This window comes from Pandoraea aquatica (assembly GCF_902459565.1).
GTDB lineage: Bacteria > Pseudomonadota > Gammaproteobacteria > Burkholderiales > Burkholderiaceae > Pandoraea > Pandoraea aquatica.
Genome location: NZ_CABPSN010000001.1, coordinates 562,216 through 579,755, shown reverse-complemented (window position 1 = coordinate 579,755; position 17,540 = coordinate 562,216). Strand labels below are relative to the sequence as shown.

Here is a 17,540-nt window from a genome sequence, read left to right as displayed (position 1 = left end):
GACGGCCCGGGAGCAGGGCGCTCCGGGCGAAAGCGCTATCTTACGCGTGCCGCCGTGACGAAACCAAATTGTCATGTGGCGGCGCGATCTTGGGTATCGAAAGGCATCGGACAGCGCCGACGGCGGTTCGTTCGACCGGAAGGTACCGGTTTGTCACCGCGTAATATGCACCCGGTAACCCCGTCGAATTCGATGGGGTGTCACCGGGACAACGCCATAGTACGATGTCTGCGGTGTGACCCCCCGCACACCTTCCGGAGTTTTCATGGCTTTACCCCCGGCGCAAGCGCCTGCGCTGCGCACGCGCAACGACGGCATCGACCTGCTGCGCGGCTTGTCCATTCTGTTCGTGGTCGTTCACCACCTCGCCCTGAAGTTTCGTCTGCCGCTCGGCCCCAGCTTGTTGGGCGACGTGTTGCCGGCACGGATCATCAAGGGCATCAGCTTCAACGGTTACGAAGCCGTGTTCGTCTTCTTCGTGATTTCCGGTTTTGTGATTACGCGTCGTTCGCTGGAACGCTACGGCTCGCTCGATGCCATGCGCTGGCGTCACTTCTACGCGTTGCGCGCCGTTCGCATCTTCCCATTGCTGCTCCTGCTGCTAGCGGTGCTGTCTGTGATGCACCTGCTTGGCGTGCCGACGTTCGTCATTAATAAGCCGGGGCAATCGCTGGTCGGTGCCGTGACGTCCGCGCTCACGATGACCCTCAACTGGTACGAGGGCCGCACGAACTGGCTACCGGGCGGATGGGACGTGCTCTGGTCGCTCTCCATCGAAGAGTGTTTCTATCTGGCGTTTCCCGTGCTCTGTCTGGTGTTGCGCGGGCCATGGCGCGTGCTCGCGCTCGCAGCACTTGCCGTCTCGCTGCCGTGGACGCGCGCGGCGCTGGCGGGCAACGAGATCTGGCAGGAGAAGGCTTATCTTCCGGGCATGGCGGCGATCGCCTGGGGCGTGCTCACGGCATTGCTGATGCAGCGCGTGACGCTCTCGCGCGGAGTGGCCCGAGGCCTTGGCGTACTGGGTGTGGCGGGGTTGCTCGCTGTGGTTTTTTTCAACGATGTGTTGTGGCCGCGTTTGCATGATCACGTCATGTTGCTGCTGTGCGTGAGTGCTGCGCTGTGGCTCGCGGCCGCCCATGGCTCGACACGCGCCCTACCGCGAGGCTTCGGCTGGCTGACACAAATGGGCCGCTGGAGTTACGAGATTTACCTCAGCCACATGTTCGTCGTGCTGGCCGTGACGCCGGCGTACCGAGCCCTCGCGGGTGACGACATGCGCTGGACTTTCCTCGTCTACGTCCCCGTGCTAATCGTCTGCACATTGCTCGGCGGCGCGCTGCACCGGCATGTGAGCGGACCGGCCGCACGGCGTCTACTGCCGCGTCAGCCAGGCACAGCGCCAGCCGCAGCGTTGTGATTCGCCGACGCTTGCGGTGCCGCGTCGCGCGTTTTGAAATGAAATTCCAAACGCGCGATGGTACATTGCGGGTTCACGCTTTTTGAAGAACAGGATAGGTCGTGAGCCAACATGCCGTCGCCGTTATGCCCGAAAGCAATACGCTTTTGGAGATCGTCAAAACCCAAACCGAAATTGCCAAACTCGGCCTGGATCTCGGCGGCGTGATGGCCTTTGTGACGGAGCGGGTGCAGCATCTGACGCAGGCCAACGGCGCGGTCGTGGAGTTGGCCGAGGGCGACGACATGGTGTACCGGGCGGCGTCCGGTGTCGCGGCGAACCTGTTGGGCATGCGCCTCTCGCGCGACGGCTCACTCTCGGGCCAGTGCGTGAAGACAGGCGAGATTCTTCGCTGCGACGATTCCGAGACCGATCCGCGTGTCGACCGCGATGCTTGCCGCAAGGTCGGCCTGCGCTCGATGATCGTCACGCCGCTCAAGCATCTGGACACGACCGTCGGTGTGCTCAAGGTCTTCGCGCCGACCCCGTCGGCGTTCCCGGATGCCGACGTCCGCACGCTCGAACTGATGAGCGAACTGATTGCGGCGGCGATGTTCCACGCGGCGCGCTTCGAGACGAGTCAGCTCTATCTGCAAGCCACGCACGACGCGCTCACCGGCCTGCCCAATCGCGCGTTGTTCTACGACCGCCTGCGTCAGGCTGTGCATCTGGCGCTGCGTTCGTCGTCGCGGCTGGGCATTCTGAACATCGATATGGACGGGCTCAAACCCATCAACGACCGCTACGGTCATCGTGCGGGCGACGCAGCCATTCGTGCCGCCGCCGAGCGCATGAACGCCACGGCGCGCCGCTCGGATACGATCGCACGCGTCGGCGGCGACGAGTTCGGCATGATTCTGTGTGGCATTCACTCGCGCGAGGACGCCGAAGCGCACAGCCAGCGACTGGCACAGGAAGTGGGCGCGCCGTTCGAATTCGAAGGCAAGTCGCTCGAACTGGGCGTGAGTGTGGGCATTGCCATGCTGCCCGACGACGGCACCGATATGACGCAACTCATGGACCACGCCGACGAGGCGATGTACGCGATTAAGCGCACGCGTCCCGGCACGCGCCGCTGATGGGCCCCCGGGTGCCGCGCTCGGTGCCCGGAAGTCCGCACGTTGCGTTGTGTAAATTCCCAATTTGCCCGGTTTTGGCCGTGATCTGCGGTCAAATTGGGGCATTTCCCACCAATTTTCGCCCCTGCGCCCCGTAGACTGCGTCGTTTCCGATTCAGTCTGTCGAGCGATGTCTTTCTCTACTCCTTTCGTTGGGCGCGTGCGCGTCACGTTGGACGGCGGCGCGCAAAGCCTGCGAGGGCAGAGCAGGTGCGCTCACGTCGCCTTATGCCGCGCTGCGCTGGTCTCTATCCTCGGTCTCTGGACGGTCGTGCCGCTAACGGCTGTGGCTGCCGCCGGGGCTCCGTTGCATCTGCATCCGCGTCTCACCACGCCGCTGTTTGGTCAACATTTGCCACCCACCACGTTGCCGGCTGTGTCGATCAGCCAGTCGGTCTGCGGCAAGATCACGCCCTTGTCGCCGATCCCTGTGTCCGCGGCGAGCCGCTGGCACATGTCGGCATTGCAGGGCCGCCCGAATCTGTTTGCTCCCCTGAACACACCGGCAAGCGCCCGCGCGCCGCAATCGGGGAAGTTCTTCGTGATGCCGGTGGTCGGCGCGCGCCTGACATCGGAATTCGGTAAGCGACGTCACCCGGTCCGACGCGTGTCGCACACGCATAGCGGCGTCGATTTTGCGGCGCCGACGGGGACCCCGGTGCGCGCGGCGGCCGACGGTCAGGTGAAGTTCATCGGGTTCGAGCGTCGCGGGTTCGGGCGTTACGTCGTGATCTCGCACCGGTACGGCAGCGAGACCTTTTACGCGCACTTGTCCGCGTCCGAGCGTGGCCTTCGCGTCGGGGATACCGTCGTGGCTGGCCAGAAGATCGGTGAGGTCGGTCGGACGGGCATGGCGACCGGTCCGCATCTCCACTTCGAGCTACGCCGTAACGGCAATCCGGTCGACCCGAGTCAGTTGCTGACCGTGCGCGATGCGGATATCGTCAAAAAGCATGCGCATGCCGCGCCCGGCAACGGTTGTCAAAGCGTGCTCAATGTCGTGCCGTCGTGGCACACGCATGGTCGTACCGGCGCACTGCCTCGCTGGAACTACGCACCGCTCTGATCCCTTCAAAGTTCGTTCCTTCGCAACGTTTCGGAGACGTTCGGGAATAAATCGTCGTGTGCGCCGGTATTACGAATAACGGCGCACGCGATACCCCGTCATGGTGACGAACCGGGCGCCCTCATTCTATGGAGGTGTGCCATGAGCGGTCGGGATCCAAAGGACGATGGGAAAGACGTTGCCGACGCGCCAGCGATGTCGCGTCGGCGTGCCATGGCCTGCCTGGCGTGGGCTGGGGCGGGGATTCTGTGGACGCTCGACGGTGGTGTGCCGCGCGGGCTCCCGCTCGCGACGGTGCTGGGCGGCACGACGGCCTCCGCTGCCGAGAATCCGTCATCCGGCACGCTCTCGTTTGTCCAGATCAGCGATAGCCACATCGGTTTCAACAAGGCCCCGAACCCCGACCCGGCGGCTACGCTGCAATCCGCCATCGAGCGCATCCGCAGTGCCGCGCAGCGGCCCGCGTTCATGCTGCACACCGGAGACGTCAGTCATCTTTCCCGGGCCGAAGAGTTCGACACGGCGCAGCAGATCGTGAACGGCGCGGGTCTCGAGACCCACTACGTCCCGGGCGAACACGACGTCATCGGCGACGACGGTCGCGCCTTCTTCTCGCGCTTTTCCCCGCGTAGCGGCGGCAACGGCTGGTACAGCTTCGACCAGCAGGGCGTGCATTTCATCGCGCTCGTGAACGTCCTCAATCTCAAGGCGGGCGGCATGGGCTATCTCGGCGACACACAGCTCGACTGGCTGGCCGCAGATCTCAAGGGCCGCTCCCGTAGCACGCCGCTCGTTGTGTTCACCCACATGCCGCTCTGGTCGGTCTATCCGGCGTGGGGATGGGGGACCGACGACGGTGACCGTGCGCTCGCGTTGCTGCGTCCGTTCGGATCGGTGACGGTGCTCAATGGCCACATCCATCAGGTGCTGCAAAAGGTCGAAGGCAACGTGCGATTGCAGACGGCGATGTCGACGGCATTTCCGCAGCCCGCGCCGGGTGGCGGCCCGGGCCCGGGGCCGCTGAAGGTCGACGCATCGCAATTGCGGCAGACGCTGGGCATTCGCCGCGTCGATTTCACCTCGCTGGACGGTGCGCCGCTGCTGGGCGATACCACGCTGGCGTCATGACTCGGGGGGGCTGCCATGAAATCGTCTCATTCGTTTCCGTCTTCCCGCCTGGGGTCGCATGCCGCGCAACGTCGCACGCTGTTGGCGGGGCTCGCCGTCGTAGCGACCGGTATGCTCGCACTCGCCGGACGAACCGAGGCTGCCGCGGCGGTCACAGACCCGGGCGCAGTCCACATCGACAACTTCACCTTTTCGCCCGCGACGCTCACCGTCAAAGCCGGCACGCGCGTGACGTGGACCAATCGCGACGACGAGCCGCATACCGTCACGAGTTCGTCGAACCCTCGCACGTTTGCGTCGGGCGCACTCGATACCGACGGCACATTCGCGTTCACTTTCGACAAGCCGGGAACGTACCCGTACTACTGCGCGATTCATCCCCATATGACGGGGGTCATCGTCGTGAAATGACCGTTCGCACGTGCAGATGTGATTCAATGAGCCCACTGACGTTGTTTGCGGATACTTGCGATACCTTTCGCGATGCCGAGTGCAGCGTCAGTCCGACTCACGCGGGCACAGTGTGGCCCGATCTCGGGAGATCCCGGTGACCGATGCGGATACCCCCGGCGCTCAGGCGTCAGGACCGTCAGGACGATTTGAAGCACTGGCCTTGCCGCACCTCGATGCGGCGTACAACCTTGCGCGCTGGCTCTCGGGCAGCGCCAGTGATGCGGATGACATCGTGCAGGAGGCCTATCTGCGTGCGCTGCGCTTCTTCGACGGCTTTCGTGGCGAGAACGCGAGGGCGTGGCTGCTGGCCATCGTGCGCAACACCTGGATGACCGAGTGGCGACGCCGCTCCGACGCCGCCGATGGCACGCCGTTCGACGAAGCCATGCACGGTTTGCACGAGGCGGATCGTCTTCCGGGCTGGGATGACGCCTCGTCGGGCGATCCGGAAATGCTGGCCGTGCGGCGCGATGAATGCGCGCGGGTGCGCGAAGCGCTCGCAGGCTTGCCTGTCGTGTTCCGCGAAGTGCTGGTGTTGCGTGAGATGGAGGATATGAGCTACCGGGAAATCGAGACGATCGTCGGCGTGCCCGCGGGCACGGTCATGTCGCGGCTCGCGCGCGGCAGACAGATGCTCGCGGCCGCATTGCGCGCGACGCAGGAGAGCGGGGCGACGTCATCTTCTTCGTCGGCGCCCTCGTCCTCGTCTGCACAAGTGACGCGTCTGACACGCTTGCCTGCCGATGGCACGACCCGGGGAGGACGTGATGAGTAAGGATGACGATATGCACGACGACAAGCACGTCGCGCCCAACGACCCGCCGACGACAAGCGAAACGACCACGCTCGGCAAGATGCTGCGCGACGGCTCGTTGCATCACAAAGCGCCGCAGGCGTTGCGTGAACGGCTTCGCGACGAGTTGGCGAATGCCGAGCGCCATGCCGTTGCTCAGGAGACGGTGAGCGCGTCGTCGACGTCTGACGTCCAGCGCGAGCCGAGGCAAGACGCAAAGCACGAAGCGAAGCCGGAGACCCGACCCTCGAAACCCGCCAAGTCCACCGGCACGGAAGCCGCATGGGGGCCGAGTCTCGCGCCGTGGCTGTTCGGTGGCGCGGGCGGTGCGATCCTCGGTGGGCTGGCCGTGGCGATGGCGTTGCTGGTGACGCGTCCGCCTGCGCCTGCGCAGGTGCAGGACCCGGTCGCTCAAACGGGCTTGCAGCCGCAGGAAATCGTGTCGAGTCACGTGCGTGCGCTGTTGTCGCAGCATCCGATCGACGTGATCTCGACGGACCAGCACACGGTCAAGCCGTGGTTCAACGGACGCCTCGACTACGCACCGCCGGTCGTCGATCTGGCGGACAAAGGGTTCCCGCTGGCAGGCGGACGTCTGGACTACGTCGGGGGGCGCACAGTGTCGGTGCTCATCTATCACACCGACAAGCATCCGATCGATGTGTACGTCTATCCGGCACGCGACAAGGCGTCGGCAGCGCCCATGATCACCGGCAGCGACGGCTATGCGATTGCCCGCTGGCGACGCAACGGCATGACGTACTGGGCGATCACCGACGCGGAGCCTTCGCATCTGCGTGTCTTCGTGGAGGCGTTGCAGGCGGCGACCTGATATCGTGACGGCTGTTGATCGATAGCCCCCCGATGGAGTGATTCATGTCGCAAAACCAGCCGTCGAATACTTCGCACGCCCCGACCAACCCGGCGTGGCAAGCGTCGCAGTACGTCAAGTTCGAAGACGAGCGCACGCGTCCCGTGCGCGATCTCGTCGCCGCCATTCCTGAGCTTCCCGGTCGCGATGCCACGCGCGTCGTGGATATCGGCTGCGGCCCCGGCAACTCGACCGAAGTGCTGGCCGCGCGTTATGCGCAGGCACAAGTGCTCGGGCTGGACAGTTCGCAGGATATGGTCGATGCGGCGCGCAAACGTCTGCCGCAGTTTCATTTCGACGTCGCGGATATCGGCGCGTGGAAAGACGGTCCGTTCGACGTGATTCTCGCGAACGCCGTGCTGCAATGGCTGCCCGATCATGAGGTGCTGTACCCGCGTCTCGTCGAGTGCCTCGCGCCCGGTGGTTCGCTCGCGGTACAGACGCCCGACAATCTTGACGAACCGGCGCACCAGTTGATGCGCGAAGTCGCCGCGGACCCGCGTTGGGCCGAGACGCTCAAGGGCACGGAACGCACGGCGCGTCATGGCGCATCGTTTTACTACCCGATGCTGCGCAGCCTGTGCTCGCGTGTCGATATCTGGCGCACGACTTACTATCATCCACTCGCTGGTGGCGCACCGGCTGTCGTCGAATGGTTCAAGGGAAGCGCCCTGCGTCCGTTCCTGACGAAGCTGGACGATGCGTCGCGCGAGGCCTTCCTCGCGCGTTACACGGACGAAATCGCGAAGGCTTATCCGGCGCTGGCCGACGGTACGGTGCTGCTGCCGTTCCCGCGACTCTTCGTGGTCGCCACACGCTGATCGAGCCAGCGCGCCGTGCAGGCGGCACCGGCCACGGCCAGCAACATCGGCGCGAGGAAATCCTGATTCACGTGCGTGAATTCCAGCGCCAGCACCACGGCCGTGATCGGCATGCGCATCGACACGGCGAGGAAAGCAGTGGCCCCGATGAGGGCTGCCGCGCCGAGCGCCACTTCCATCTCCTGCGGCAGCGCGCCGTTCCACAATCCCGCCAGCACGACCGCGAGTAACGCGCCGTTCGCCAGTCCCGGCGTGAGCAGACCGCCTGCCGCCCCGGCGCGCAGACTACTCCATGTAAAGACCACGCGCAGCACGAGCAGCACGAAGGCGAGTGCCGTCACCAGTTCACCGTTGAACGCGAGCGATGCCGGGCCCTTGCCGTTGCCCGGCAATTGCGGGTACCAGGCGATCACCAGACCCAGCACCATGAAGTTCGCCAGTGCGAAGACCGGTGCACGCCAGTCGCGCGGCGCAGCGGCCCGGGCGCTTTCCGTCAGACGTGCGAACGCCCACGCGGCGACCCCGACGAGCGGGCCGCACACGAGCGCCCAACCGACGAGCGGCGCGGTGACGTCGAACGCGGGGAGGGTGTATTGCTGTTCCGCCCCCATGCCGATCCATGCGACAGCGGCCGCAATCGCCGAGGTGGCAAAGGCGGGCAGCACCGCGCGCCACGCGAACGAGCCGAGCAGCACTTCCAGTACGAAGATCGCGCCGCCGAGCGGCACGTTGTAGACGGCGGCGAGTCCCGCGCCTGCGCCGCACGCGACAAGCAGACGGCATTGTTCGGCAGACAACCCGGCGCGACGCGCCAACTGGTCGCCGATCAGCGCGCCGATTTCACGCGGTGCGACTTCGCGGCCGAGCGGTGAACCGAGCGCAACCGTCACGATCTGCAACAGCGCATGGGCGAGCGTGCTGCCGACGGGCATCGGGCGCGAGCGTCCGACCGCTTCCTTGATGGAGACGAGCTTTGCGCCGTACCGGTGCACGGCATACCAGCCAAGCCCGGCAACAACGCCGCACACCGTCAGCACGGCAAAGCGGCGCTCGGGCGAGGCGGCTGCAACACCGCTTAAAAAGCTCTGCGCACCGAAGACCTGATCCTCGGCATAGCCGAAAGCCAGATGCTGAACGATGTGGAGCAGGGCGGCGAGCAGTGTGCCGCCGATGCCCGCGCCAATCCCCGTCAGCACAGTGACGACGGCCAGCGTGACGAGCGGCGTGGCTCGCACGCTCTCCGTCTGCGCCGTTTGCACCATCTCGCGGCCGGCCGGTGCGACGGCCATGCGCGGGGTCGTTTGCCCGGTCTGTTGCGTTGGGATTTGCGTGGCTTGCGGGGTGTTCATCGTGCTGCGCCTTAACTCCGGATACTGAGGTCATCCCCGTTAATCAGGGAATACCCGGAGTGTATGGCGCGACGCAACATAAGAGAAATGAATGTTGCGTTGATATTTATGATTATTTCGTATGGATGTCGAGTGTGATGTCCGGACCGGCGACCGGCAGGTGCAGTTCGGCGCGAAGCCCACCACCGGGGCGGTTCGACAGGATCAGCGAGCCGTCGTGCGCCTGTGCGATGGTGCGGGCGATGGCCAGGCCCAGACCGGCGCCGTCCGGGCCGCCAGGCACGCCGTCATGGCCCTGCTCAGCGCCCCGACGATGGACCCCGGCGCGCACGAACGGCTCGACAGCGGCAGACAGCTCGGCCTCCGGAATGCCGGGGCCGCGATCTTCCACCACGATTTCGAGATGCGTGCCCTGGGCCGACAGATGCGCCGACAGCCGACATCCACCGGCGTAGCGCAACGCGTTGTCGACAAGGTTCTGCACGCAGCGTCGCAATGTGCGCGGATAGCCGCGTACCGTGCCGCTCGCGCTCTGGTCGCGCACGCGCACGTCGCCGCCTGTTTCTCGCGCGTCTTCGGCCACTGCGCGCAACAACGCTTCGATGTCGACGTCGCGCAACGCCTCGCCACTCGGCACGCCGCGCACGTGATCGAGCGACGCGGCAATCATCGCTTCCATTTCCATCAGATCCTGACGAAAGCGTTCGCGCTGGGTCGGGTCGCCGAGCGTTTCCGCGCGTAGCCGCAGGCGAGTGAGCGGTGAGCGCAGATCATGCGAGACGGACGCGAGGAACGCCGTACGCGCTTGCATCGCTTCGATCAGCCGATGCTGCATGGCGTTGAACGTCTGCGCTGCGCGTCGCACTTCTATCGGGCCGCTCTCATCGAGTGGCGGACTGTGAATGTCGCGTCCGAGCCGGTCGGCCGCCGCCGACATGCGCGCCAGCGGACGCAACGCGATACGCACGGCGATCACCGCAATCAGGATCACTGCAAAAATGCGCGCGAGATAGATACGGACGAAGTAATCCGCGAACGCTGCGCCGGGACGCAGATCGAGCCCGGCCTGACCGGCCACCACGGCGAGCGACATCCATTGACCGTCTTGCAGACGCACGTCGGCGGCGAGGTGCGCGGTCGGGGCGTGCGCACGGAGCAGCGTGGCGAGTGCTAGCGGTTCGCCGGTGTCGTCGTACAGCACGACCGGATGCGCGACGAACGGATGCATCGGCCCGAGTTGCGACGTAAGCACGCTGTCGAACAGATCGTCGGAGAAGTGCGACATGCGGTGCTGCGCGGCGGGGGCGTCGATATTGCGCACCTCGACGCCGGTCGCACGTAGTCGCTGCATGAGCGCGCTACGCTCGGCGGGCGGTACGACGTCGAACAATTTGACGGCGTCGGCGATGCGTGCGCCGCCCGAGCGCACCGGTACTTCGGCCACGCGCCCGTAGCGGGCGTCGAACCAGACAGTGCCCGTGACGAGTTGCGTCGCGAGCATCCCGATGACGAGAATCAGCGCGAGGCGGCCGGAGAGTGTGCTCGGCCAGCCGAGATAGCGGCCATAGCGTGCCCATCGTGAGGTAGACGACTGGCCGACAGACGGACGTGCCGTTTGCGTGCGCGACCCCTCAGACATGCGAGGCCACCACGTCGGCGGCGAGCATGTAGCCCTCGTTGCGAACGGTGCGAATTAGCGGCGACGGTCTTGCTCGCGTATCGAGATGCGCGCGCAGCCGACTCACGCACACGTCGATGGCGCGATCGTTGGCCGCGCCATGACGACCGAATGCGCAGTCGAGCAGAAAGTCGCGCGAGAGCGGCCGGTGCGGATGCATCACCAGCGCTTGCAACGTGCGGTAATCGGAGCCGCCCAGCGTGATCACGCGTCCTTCCGGCGAGATGAGCTGGCGCGCAAGCGTATCGAGCCGCCATCCATCGAAATCGAAATACGCCGCCTGTGAAGGCTGGGGCGGGGTGTGGTGCGGCGCGGGAGGCGATGACAGCGGTACAGCGCGCGCTGCCGTTACGCTCTCGGGCGTCACCGTTTGTGCACTCCCCGGCGGCAGACGCGGCCCGCGCCGCAATACCGCCTTGATGCGCGCGAGCAACTCACGCGGATCGAAGGGCTTGGGCAGGTAATCGTCCGCACCGACTTCGAGGCCGACGATGCGATCGAGCAACGTGCTGCGCGACGTCAGCATCACGACCGAGACGTCGCCGCGTGCATGCAACTGTCGGCAAAGCGACAGGCCATCTTCGCCCGGCAGCATCAGATCGAGCACCACCACGTCGGTCGGTTGCGCGGCGAGTTGCGCCCACATCTGCACGCCGTCGGCGGCGGTCGCGACATCGAAGCCCGACTCGCGCAGATAGTCCGAGAGCAGGTCGCGAATCTGCGGATCGTCGTCGACGATCAGCAACCGGGCAACCGGATGCGCGGCAGCGACAGGGGAAACAGCGGAGGAAGAGGGGGCGGACGACATCACAAGGACATTCCAAAGAACGGGAGTCTACCGGCGGACGCCCGTTTTGCGAGCCTCGCCCATATACCGATACACGCCAATACAAACCAATACATACCGAAATTCCGTCAACACGAAGCCAACACAACGCAACGCTACATTCTAATGGAAATGAGAATGGTTCTTGATTCTATGATGGATGTCACCGTGATGCGGATGTTTTTCTCTCAGGCCGTCAGACGCACTGTGTGCGCGGCGAGCGTCGTACTGTCGACAACCCTCGCGGCCATGACCGCATCGGCGGTTGTCACCCCGGCCCACGCGGGCGAAGTCGTCACCGACATGGCCGGACGACAGGTCACGTTGCCCGACCACGTCGATCGGATTCTGCTCGGCGAGGGCCGACTGCTCTATGCCGTGGCGTTGCTCGAAGGCAAACAGCCGCTCGCACGCATCGTCGGCTGGCAGGGCGAGTTGCAGTCGCTCGACCCGCAGACGTGGCAGCAATACGAAAAGATCTTCCCGAAGATCGACACCATTCCGAAGATCGGTCAGTCGTCGGAAGCGACCGTCAGTGCAGAGAAGGCGTTGGCGCTCAAGCCAGACCTCGCCATTTTCAGCATCGGCGGTCACGGTCCCGGGCGACACAACGCATTGGTCAAGGAGTTCGCCGCTGCGGGCGTGCCGGTGATCTTCGTCGACTTCCGCCAGAAGCCGCTCGAAGACACGGTGCCGAGTCTGCGCCTGATGGGCAAAGCGATGCACCGCGAAGCGCAGGCCGAGGCGTACATCTCGCTCTACGAATCGCACCTGAAAGCCGTGCGCGACGCGGTGGCGACGATCCCGGCGAACGAACATCCGAAGGTCTTCGTGCAGATGCTTGCAGGCGTCTGGCCCGGTTGCTGCCACACGGTCGGCAACGGCAACATCGGCGAGTTCGTCGACGCGGCAGGCGGTGTGAATATCGCGCGCGACTTGCTGCCCGGCGTGATCGGCGACCTGAATATCGAACATGTGATTGCGTCGCAGCCGGACGTCTACATCGCAACCGGCACGCGCGGCAACGCCAATCAGTTGCGCATTCATGTTGGGGCGCAGACATCGGCGCGCGATGCGCGTGATTCGCTGAACGCGTTCGTGAAGTCGCCGGGCATCGCGTCGATCAAGGCCGTGCGCGACGGCCGCACGCATGGGCTGTGGCACAACTTCTACGATTCGCCGTACAACATCGTGGCGGTCGAAGCGATGCTCAACTGGTTCTATCCGGGCCGCTTCAAACAGATCGATGCGAACGCGACGTTTGCCGAGATCCACAAGCGCTTTCTCGCGGTACCGTTCAACGGCACCTACTGGACCGACGGAGATAAGCCGTGAGTTTTGCAGGGGAAGTTGCGGATATGTCTCACGCATCCGAGCGCGCGCTGTCGGGTGATTCGTCGGCAAAGCTGGCGGCAGAAGACGTTTTGCACGCGGGCGTGGCGAGTGGTTATCGCCGGTTGAATCTGCGTCGTGCCCTCTGGCTCGTTGCCTTGGCGGCGCTGATCGTTTTCGCCTTGGCGATGGACTTCACGCACGGGCCGTCCGCGCTGGGCTGGCGAGATCTTTGGCGAACGATCGTATCGCCTGCGACCGCCAGTCCCGACGCGCAGGTCATCGTCTGGCAGATTCGTCTGCCGTACGCGCTCATGGCGGTGCTGGTCGGCGGCGCGCTGGGGCTGGCCGGCGGCGAGATGCAGACGATCCTCGACAACCCGCTCGCCAGTCCGTACACGCTGGGTGTGTCGGCGGCGGCGGCCTTCGGCGCGGCGCTGGCCATCGTGCTCAATCTGCACGTGCCTGGCGTGCCGGACGTGTGGGTCGTGCCCGTGAACGCCTTCATCTTCGCGCTGATCTCCGCGCTGGTGCTCGACGGTGTGGCGCGCTGGCGCGGTCTGCCGACCTCGGGCGTGGTGCTCATGGGCATCGCGCTCGTATTCGTCTTCCATGCGCTCGTCTCGCTGATGCAGTTCGTCGCCACGGAAGACGCCTTACAGGGGCTCGTGTTCTGGACGCTGGGCAGCCTCACGCGCAGCGACTGGACACAGGTGCGCGTGCTGGGCGCCGTGCTCGTGATCATGGCGGTGTTCGCATGGCGTCAGTCGTGGGCGATGACGGCACTGCGGCTCGGCGAAGACCGCGCAGCGAGCTTCGGTATCCGTGTGACGCGGTTGCGGCTCGTCACGCTGATGCGCGTGTCGTTGCTCTCGGCGCTGACGGTGTCGTTCGTCGGCACCATCGGCTTCGTCGGACTGGTTGCACCGCACATCGCGCGCGGCATCTTCGGCGAAGACCATCGCTTCTATCTCCCGGGTTGCGTGATCGTCGGTGCGCTGGTCATGTCGCTTGCATCGATCGCGTCGAAGACGCTGCTGCTTGGCGTGATCATTCCCGTGGGCATCGTGACGGCGCTCGTCGGTATTCCATTCTTCCTCGTGATTGTGGTGCGTTCGAGCGGGAGGTCCCTGTGATCACCTCATCTCAAGCGCTTGTCTTGTCGGCGACGGGCATCGACGTCACGCTCGGCCGTCGTCACATCCTGCATGACGTGTCGCTGCCGCCGCTGCCTGCTGGCAGCGTGACCGCCTTGCTCGGCCCGAACGGTTCGGGGAAATCGACCCTGCTGCGCACGCTTGCCGGACTCGTGTCCGGGCGCGGTGACGTGACGCTCGGTGGTGAAGTCCTGCACCGCTGCACGGGCCGCGCTCCCGCGCGCGATGTCGTCTATCTTCCGCAGGCGCTGCCTGCGGGCGTGCATCTGCGCGTGCTCGAATCGGTGCTGGCCGCAGGCCACGGCGCGCGCCGTGCCGCGCGTGACTCGGTCAGTGCGACCGCCCCCACGCCTGCCGTCGTCATGGCCTTGCTGACGCAACTGGGGATCGAAGCGCTGGCCATGCGCTTTCTCGACGAACTTTCCGGCGGCCAGCGGCAACTCGTCGGGTTGGCGCAGGCGTTGATTCGTGCGCCGCGCATCTTGCTGCTGGACGAGCCGCTTTCGGCGCTCGATCTGCACCACCAGTTTCAGGTCATGCGGCTGATTGCGCGTGAGACTGTGGCGCGTCAGATGATCACGGTGGTGGTCATGCACGACCTGTCGATTGCCATGCGGCACGCCGATGCGGCCGTCATGCTGCGCGACGGACGCGTGGTCGCCGCAGGCAATGTCGAGGACGTGGTGACGGCCGACGCCATCGCCCGCGTTTTCGACGTGCAGGCCCGGGTCGAGCGCTGCTCGCGCGGCTTGCCGCAACTGATCGTGGACGACGTCGTGACACCCGTCTAGACGCCGTTCGCCACCACGACGCGGCCCGCCGGGCTTCGCTGCTCAAGCCTTATCTCCACAGCAGCCTCAGCACCGGCGCGCCCAGCCACATCGCCACGCCGGCCGCGTCGTTTTTTCCTTGTAGTCCGAGTCAGTCCGAACGCATCGGTGGTGTCGCACACCCCGGCGCGCGGGGACGCTTTTTGTCTATTCATCTCATAACGCACAACACCAGATGAAGCACTTGAATTCGATGGAACCCGACGCCACCGGCACCACATTGACGTTTGCCTTGCCGCTGGGGGCGGCGACGCAGACAGTCTCGCGTCAATCCCGCCTGCGGCTGAATACCCGTCTGACGCTCGCCGCCGCGCTGGCCGCCGCGTCGTTGCATGCCGCTGCACAGACCGCACCGGCCGCCACATCCGCCGACGGCAGCGCAGCCCCGGCGAAAGTCGCCGCAGACGCGGTGGCGCTACCCGCAACGTCGGTCACGGCCACAGTCGATGCCCCGTACAAGGCCGAAACCGTCTCGTCGTCGAAGTACACGGCACCGTTGCGCGACATCCCGCAGAGCATCACGGTGGTGCCCAAAAAGGTGCTCGAAGAGCAGAACGCGCAGTCGTTGCAGGACATTCTGAAGAATGTCCCCGGTATCACGTTCATGTCGGGCGAGGGCAATCTGGGGTGGGGCGATCTGTTCTCGATTCGCGGCTTCTCCGCAGAGCAGAGCATCACCATCGATGGCGTGCGCGACGCCGGTCTGTCGAGCCGCAACGACACGTTCGATCTGGATCGTGTGGAGGTCTACAAGGGAACTGGCACCATCGAGTCAGGCGTGGCGGCGCTGGGCGGCTCCGTCAATCTCGTGTCGAAGGAAGCCGAACTCGGCAGCTTCTATCGTTCTTCGTTCGGACTGGGGAGCGACAACTACCGTCGCATGACCGCCGACCTGAATCAGCAACTCGGCGATTCCACGGCGCTGCGTCTGAACCTCATGTCGCACCACAACGGCGTAGCCGGGCGCGACGAAGTGAAGAACGACCGCTATGGCATTGCGGCGTCGCTGGGGCTGGGGCTGGGCACCAGCACGCGCGTGATCTTCGACGTCTTCCATCAGAAGGACAACAACGTGCCCGATACGGGATTGCCGATTCAGCGCGGCACCGGCGGTCAGTTGATGCCGGGGGTGCAGCAGAGCAACTGGTACGGCGCGGCGGGCATCTACACGCAGCAGACTGAAAGCACGTCGCTGTCAGGCCGCGTCGAGCATGATTTCAACGACACCACACGGATTCGCAGCCAATTGCGCTGGCAGCGTACGGACAACTTCTCCGTGCTGTCGCCCGCGCGCTTCTTTGCGGCGAACGCCAACGGCAGCAAGGTCTGCACCGGCACGCGTTGCGCCACGCTCGGCTATGCGGGTGTCGGGCCGCTATCGAGCATCGGCGGCGTGAATTCGTACACCGATTACACGTTGACGGGCGCGCAGTACGGCATTCTGCGCGGCAGTAACTTCGGTAACTCCACGCGTTATCAGATTCTCGATAACCAGACCGATCTCAAGTTCACGGCGAACACCGGGCCGTTCAAGCACGACGTGGTGACCGGCTTCGAGCTGTATCGCGAGACTTACGGCGGCAACCCGCGCGCGGCCTACATCCCGGCGGGCGACATGTTCTTCAACATGGCGAATCCGTCGAATTCGTTCGCGGGCACGTGGTCGATGGAAGGCAACAACCAGTCGAGTTCGACCGTCAACGATGCGGCCATCTTCGCCAGCGACACGATCACGCTGTCGCCGCACTGGCAGGTCCTGGCGTCGTTGCGCTACGACCGCTGGCGTGCGGAGACGAACTCGCCGACGGGTGCCACGCTCACGTCGAGCACCAACGGCGCGTGGAGCGGCCGCGCGGGTCTCGTCTACAAGCCGGTCGAGCCGGGCAGCATCTACGTGTCGTACAGCCGCGCGACGCAGCCGACCGCCATCGGCGCGAGCACGAACAACCTGATCTACGGCACGGCAACGACGGCCAAGTACGACCCGGCTACTTCGCAGACCTACGAACTGGGCACGAAGTGGGATCTGGCGGGCGGCGCACTCGGCCTGACGGCGGCCGTCTTCCGTACCGAGCTGAGCAACTCGTGGCAGTACACGAGCGACGACACGTCGCCCGTGCGTGCGCTGCCGGCCAAGCGCGTCGACGGTATCGAACTCGGCTTGCAGGGCAACATCACCGACAAGTGGTCGATCTTCGCGGGCATCTCGCGCATGAAGAGCCGTATCACCAAGGGGGCGAACGAGGGCGCCGAGGCGGCCAACGTGCCGGACTGGAGCGGCTCGATCTGGACGTCCTACAAGGTCACGCCGGACCTCGCGCTCAGCTATGGCGTGCAGTACGTGGGACATCGCCGTTATACGGACAACCTTTATGTCGGCGGCCAGAACAACAACAGCAGCAACGCGTCCGGTCCGTCGGGGGTGAACCCGATCTACACGGCGGACAACGAGAAAGCGCCGAGCTACTGGGTGCATAACCTCGCGGCGCGTTATCGCGTGAATCGCCACGTGCACGTCAACCTGAACCTGAACAACGTGTTCAACAAGTTCTACTACGCGCAGATCGGTGCGTCGCTCGACGGCTTCCAGTTGTACGGCGTGCCGGGCGCAGGACGCACGGTGACGGTTAGCGCCGACATCGCGTTTTAAGCGCAGGGGTCA

15 protein-coding genes are annotated in these 17,540 nt (G+C 65.1%); 12 read left to right on the top strand and 3 right to left on the bottom strand.

What is annotated here, in order from left to right; genetic code table 11:
- Positions 1-265 precede the first annotated feature (265 nt).
- The 8 genes from PAQ31011_RS02435 to tam all read left to right on the top strand — a co-directional run bounded on the left by PAQ31011_RS02435 (position 266) and on the right by tam (position 7,706).
- On the top strand, positions 266-1,417 hold the full coding sequence (locus tag PAQ31011_RS02435; RefSeq protein ID WP_150574309.1) for an acyltransferase family protein: 1,152 nt from the start codon (positions 266-268) through the stop codon (positions 1,415-1,417).
- A 125-nt stretch (positions 1,418-1,542) separates the two neighbouring features.
- Positions 1,543-2,535: a sensor domain-containing diguanylate cyclase gene (locus tag PAQ31011_RS02430; protein WP_150574872.1), complete on the top strand. Its 993-nt coding sequence runs from the start codon at positions 1,543-1,545 to the stop codon at positions 2,533-2,535.
- 169 nt (positions 2,536-2,704) lie between these two features.
- Complete coding sequence (locus tag PAQ31011_RS02425) at positions 2,705-3,640, top strand: M23 family metallopeptidase (protein ID WP_150574308.1); 936 nt, start codon at positions 2,705-2,707, stop codon at positions 3,638-3,640.
- Positions 3,641-3,781: 141 nt separating this feature from the next.
- Positions 3,782-4,768, top strand: coding sequence for a metallophosphoesterase family protein (locus tag PAQ31011_RS02420; protein WP_174989880.1), 987 nt, complete (start codon positions 3,782-3,784; stop codon positions 4,766-4,768).
- A gap of 15 nt (positions 4,769-4,783) precedes the next feature.
- A complete protein-coding gene (locus PAQ31011_RS02415; RefSeq protein ID WP_217424830.1) occupies positions 4,784-5,179 on the top strand; it encodes a cupredoxin domain-containing protein in 396 nt (131 codons plus the stop codon).
- Positions 5,180-5,315: 136 nt separating this feature from the next.
- Positions 5,316-5,996, top strand: coding sequence for an RNA polymerase sigma factor (locus PAQ31011_RS02410; protein ID WP_150574307.1), 681 nt, complete (start codon positions 5,316-5,318; stop codon positions 5,994-5,996).
- Positions 5,989-6,846 (top strand): anti-sigma factor family protein, encoded by an 858-nt coding sequence (locus PAQ31011_RS02405; protein ID WP_150574306.1) that lies wholly within the window; start codon positions 5,989-5,991, stop codon positions 6,844-6,846. The genes PAQ31011_RS02410 and PAQ31011_RS02405 overlap by 8 nt, the downstream gene beginning before the upstream one ends.
- Before the next feature lie 44 nt (positions 6,847-6,890).
- Positions 6,891-7,706 carry a trans-aconitate 2-methyltransferase gene (tam, locus tag PAQ31011_RS02400; protein WP_150574305.1) on the top strand — a complete coding sequence of 272 codons (816 nt, stop codon included), beginning with the start codon at positions 6,891-6,893 and terminating at the stop codon, positions 7,704-7,706.
- Here tam and PAQ31011_RS02395 read toward each other — a convergent pair.
- The 3 genes from PAQ31011_RS02395 to PAQ31011_RS02385 form a co-directional block, all read right to left on the bottom strand.
- On the bottom strand, positions 7,637-8,968 hold the full coding sequence (locus PAQ31011_RS02395) for a chloride channel protein (protein WP_150574869.1): 1,332 nt from the start codon (positions 8,966-8,968) through the stop codon (positions 7,637-7,639). The genes tam and PAQ31011_RS02395 overlap by 70 nt on opposite strands.
- A 199-nt stretch (positions 8,969-9,167) precedes the next feature.
- Entirely contained in the window at positions 9,168-10,694 is a 1,527-nt protein-coding gene (locus PAQ31011_RS02390) for an ATP-binding protein (protein WP_150574304.1), read from the bottom strand.
- Positions 10,687-11,541, bottom strand: coding sequence for a response regulator (locus tag PAQ31011_RS02385; protein ID WP_150574303.1), 855 nt, complete (start codon positions 11,539-11,541; stop codon positions 10,687-10,689). The genes PAQ31011_RS02390 and PAQ31011_RS02385 overlap by 8 nt, the downstream gene beginning before the upstream one ends.
- Before the next feature lie 156 nt (positions 11,542-11,697).
- On the opposite strand from PAQ31011_RS02385, the gene PAQ31011_RS02380 reads away from it, so the two are divergent.
- The 4 genes from PAQ31011_RS02380 to PAQ31011_RS02365 all read left to right on the top strand — a co-directional run bounded on the left by PAQ31011_RS02380 (position 11,698) and on the right by PAQ31011_RS02365 (position 17,528).
- Positions 11,698-12,894 carry an ABC transporter substrate-binding protein gene (locus tag PAQ31011_RS02380; protein WP_246179301.1) on the top strand — a complete coding sequence of 399 codons (1,197 nt, stop codon included), beginning with the start codon at positions 11,698-11,700 and terminating at the stop codon, positions 12,892-12,894.
- Between the two features lie 23 nt (positions 12,895-12,917).
- Positions 12,918-14,027 (top strand): FecCD family ABC transporter permease, encoded by a 1,110-nt coding sequence (locus tag PAQ31011_RS02375; RefSeq protein ID WP_150574302.1) that lies wholly within the window; start codon positions 12,918-12,920, stop codon positions 14,025-14,027.
- Positions 14,027-14,839 carry an ABC transporter ATP-binding protein gene (locus PAQ31011_RS02370; RefSeq protein WP_246179375.1) on the top strand — a complete coding sequence of 271 codons (813 nt, stop codon included), beginning with the start codon at positions 14,027-14,029 and terminating at the stop codon, positions 14,837-14,839. The genes PAQ31011_RS02375 and PAQ31011_RS02370 overlap by 1 nt, the downstream gene beginning before the upstream one ends.
- A 214-nt stretch (positions 14,840-15,053) precedes the next feature.
- The gene (locus PAQ31011_RS02365) at positions 15,054-17,528 is read left to right on the top strand and encodes a TonB-dependent receptor (RefSeq protein WP_246179300.1); all 2,475 of its coding nucleotides are present in this window, start codon (positions 15,054-15,056) and stop codon (positions 17,526-17,528) included.
- Positions 17,529-17,540: the final 12 nt, after the last annotated feature.

Bases quoted from the DNA above. Each gene is read 5' to 3' on its own strand.
- PAQ31011_RS02430 (WP_150574872.1), top strand. From the start codon at position 1,543: ATGCCCGAAAGCAATACGCTTTTGGAGATCGTCAAAACCCAAACCGAA.
- PAQ31011_RS02390 (WP_150574304.1), bottom strand. From the start codon at position 10,694: ATGTCTGAGGGGTCGCGCACGCAAACGGCACGTCCGTCTGTCGGCCAG.
- PAQ31011_RS02365 (WP_246179300.1), top strand. From the start codon at position 15,054: ATGAAGCACTTGAATTCGATGGAACCCGACGCCACCGGCACCACATTG.
- PAQ31011_RS02435 (WP_150574309.1), top strand. From the start codon at position 266: ATGGCTTTACCCCCGGCGCAAGCGCCTGCGCTGCGCACGCGCAACGAC.
- PAQ31011_RS02420 (WP_174989880.1), top strand. From the start codon at position 3,782: ATGAGCGGTCGGGATCCAAAGGACGATGGGAAAGACGTTGCCGACGCG.
- PAQ31011_RS02415 (WP_217424830.1), top strand. From the start codon at position 4,784: ATGAAATCGTCTCATTCGTTTCCGTCTTCCCGCCTGGGGTCGCATGCC.
- PAQ31011_RS02375 (WP_150574302.1), top strand. From the start codon at position 12,918: ATGTCTCACGCATCCGAGCGCGCGCTGTCGGGTGATTCGTCGGCAAAG.
- PAQ31011_RS02425 (WP_150574308.1), top strand. From the start codon at position 2,705: ATGTCTTTCTCTACTCCTTTCGTTGGGCGCGTGCGCGTCACGTTGGAC.
- PAQ31011_RS02380 (WP_246179301.1), top strand. From the start codon at position 11,698: ATGGTTCTTGATTCTATGATGGATGTCACCGTGATGCGGATGTTTTTC.
- PAQ31011_RS02395 (WP_150574869.1), bottom strand. From the start codon at position 8,968: ATGGTGCAAACGGCGCAGACGGAGAGCGTGCGAGCCACGCCGCTCGTC.
- PAQ31011_RS02405 (WP_150574306.1), top strand. From the start codon at position 5,989: ATGAGTAAGGATGACGATATGCACGACGACAAGCACGTCGCGCCCAAC.
- PAQ31011_RS02385 (WP_150574303.1), bottom strand. From the start codon at position 11,541: ATGTCGTCCGCCCCCTCTTCCTCCGCTGTTTCCCCTGTCGCTGCCGCG.
- tam (WP_150574305.1), top strand. From the start codon at position 6,891: ATGTCGCAAAACCAGCCGTCGAATACTTCGCACGCCCCGACCAACCCG.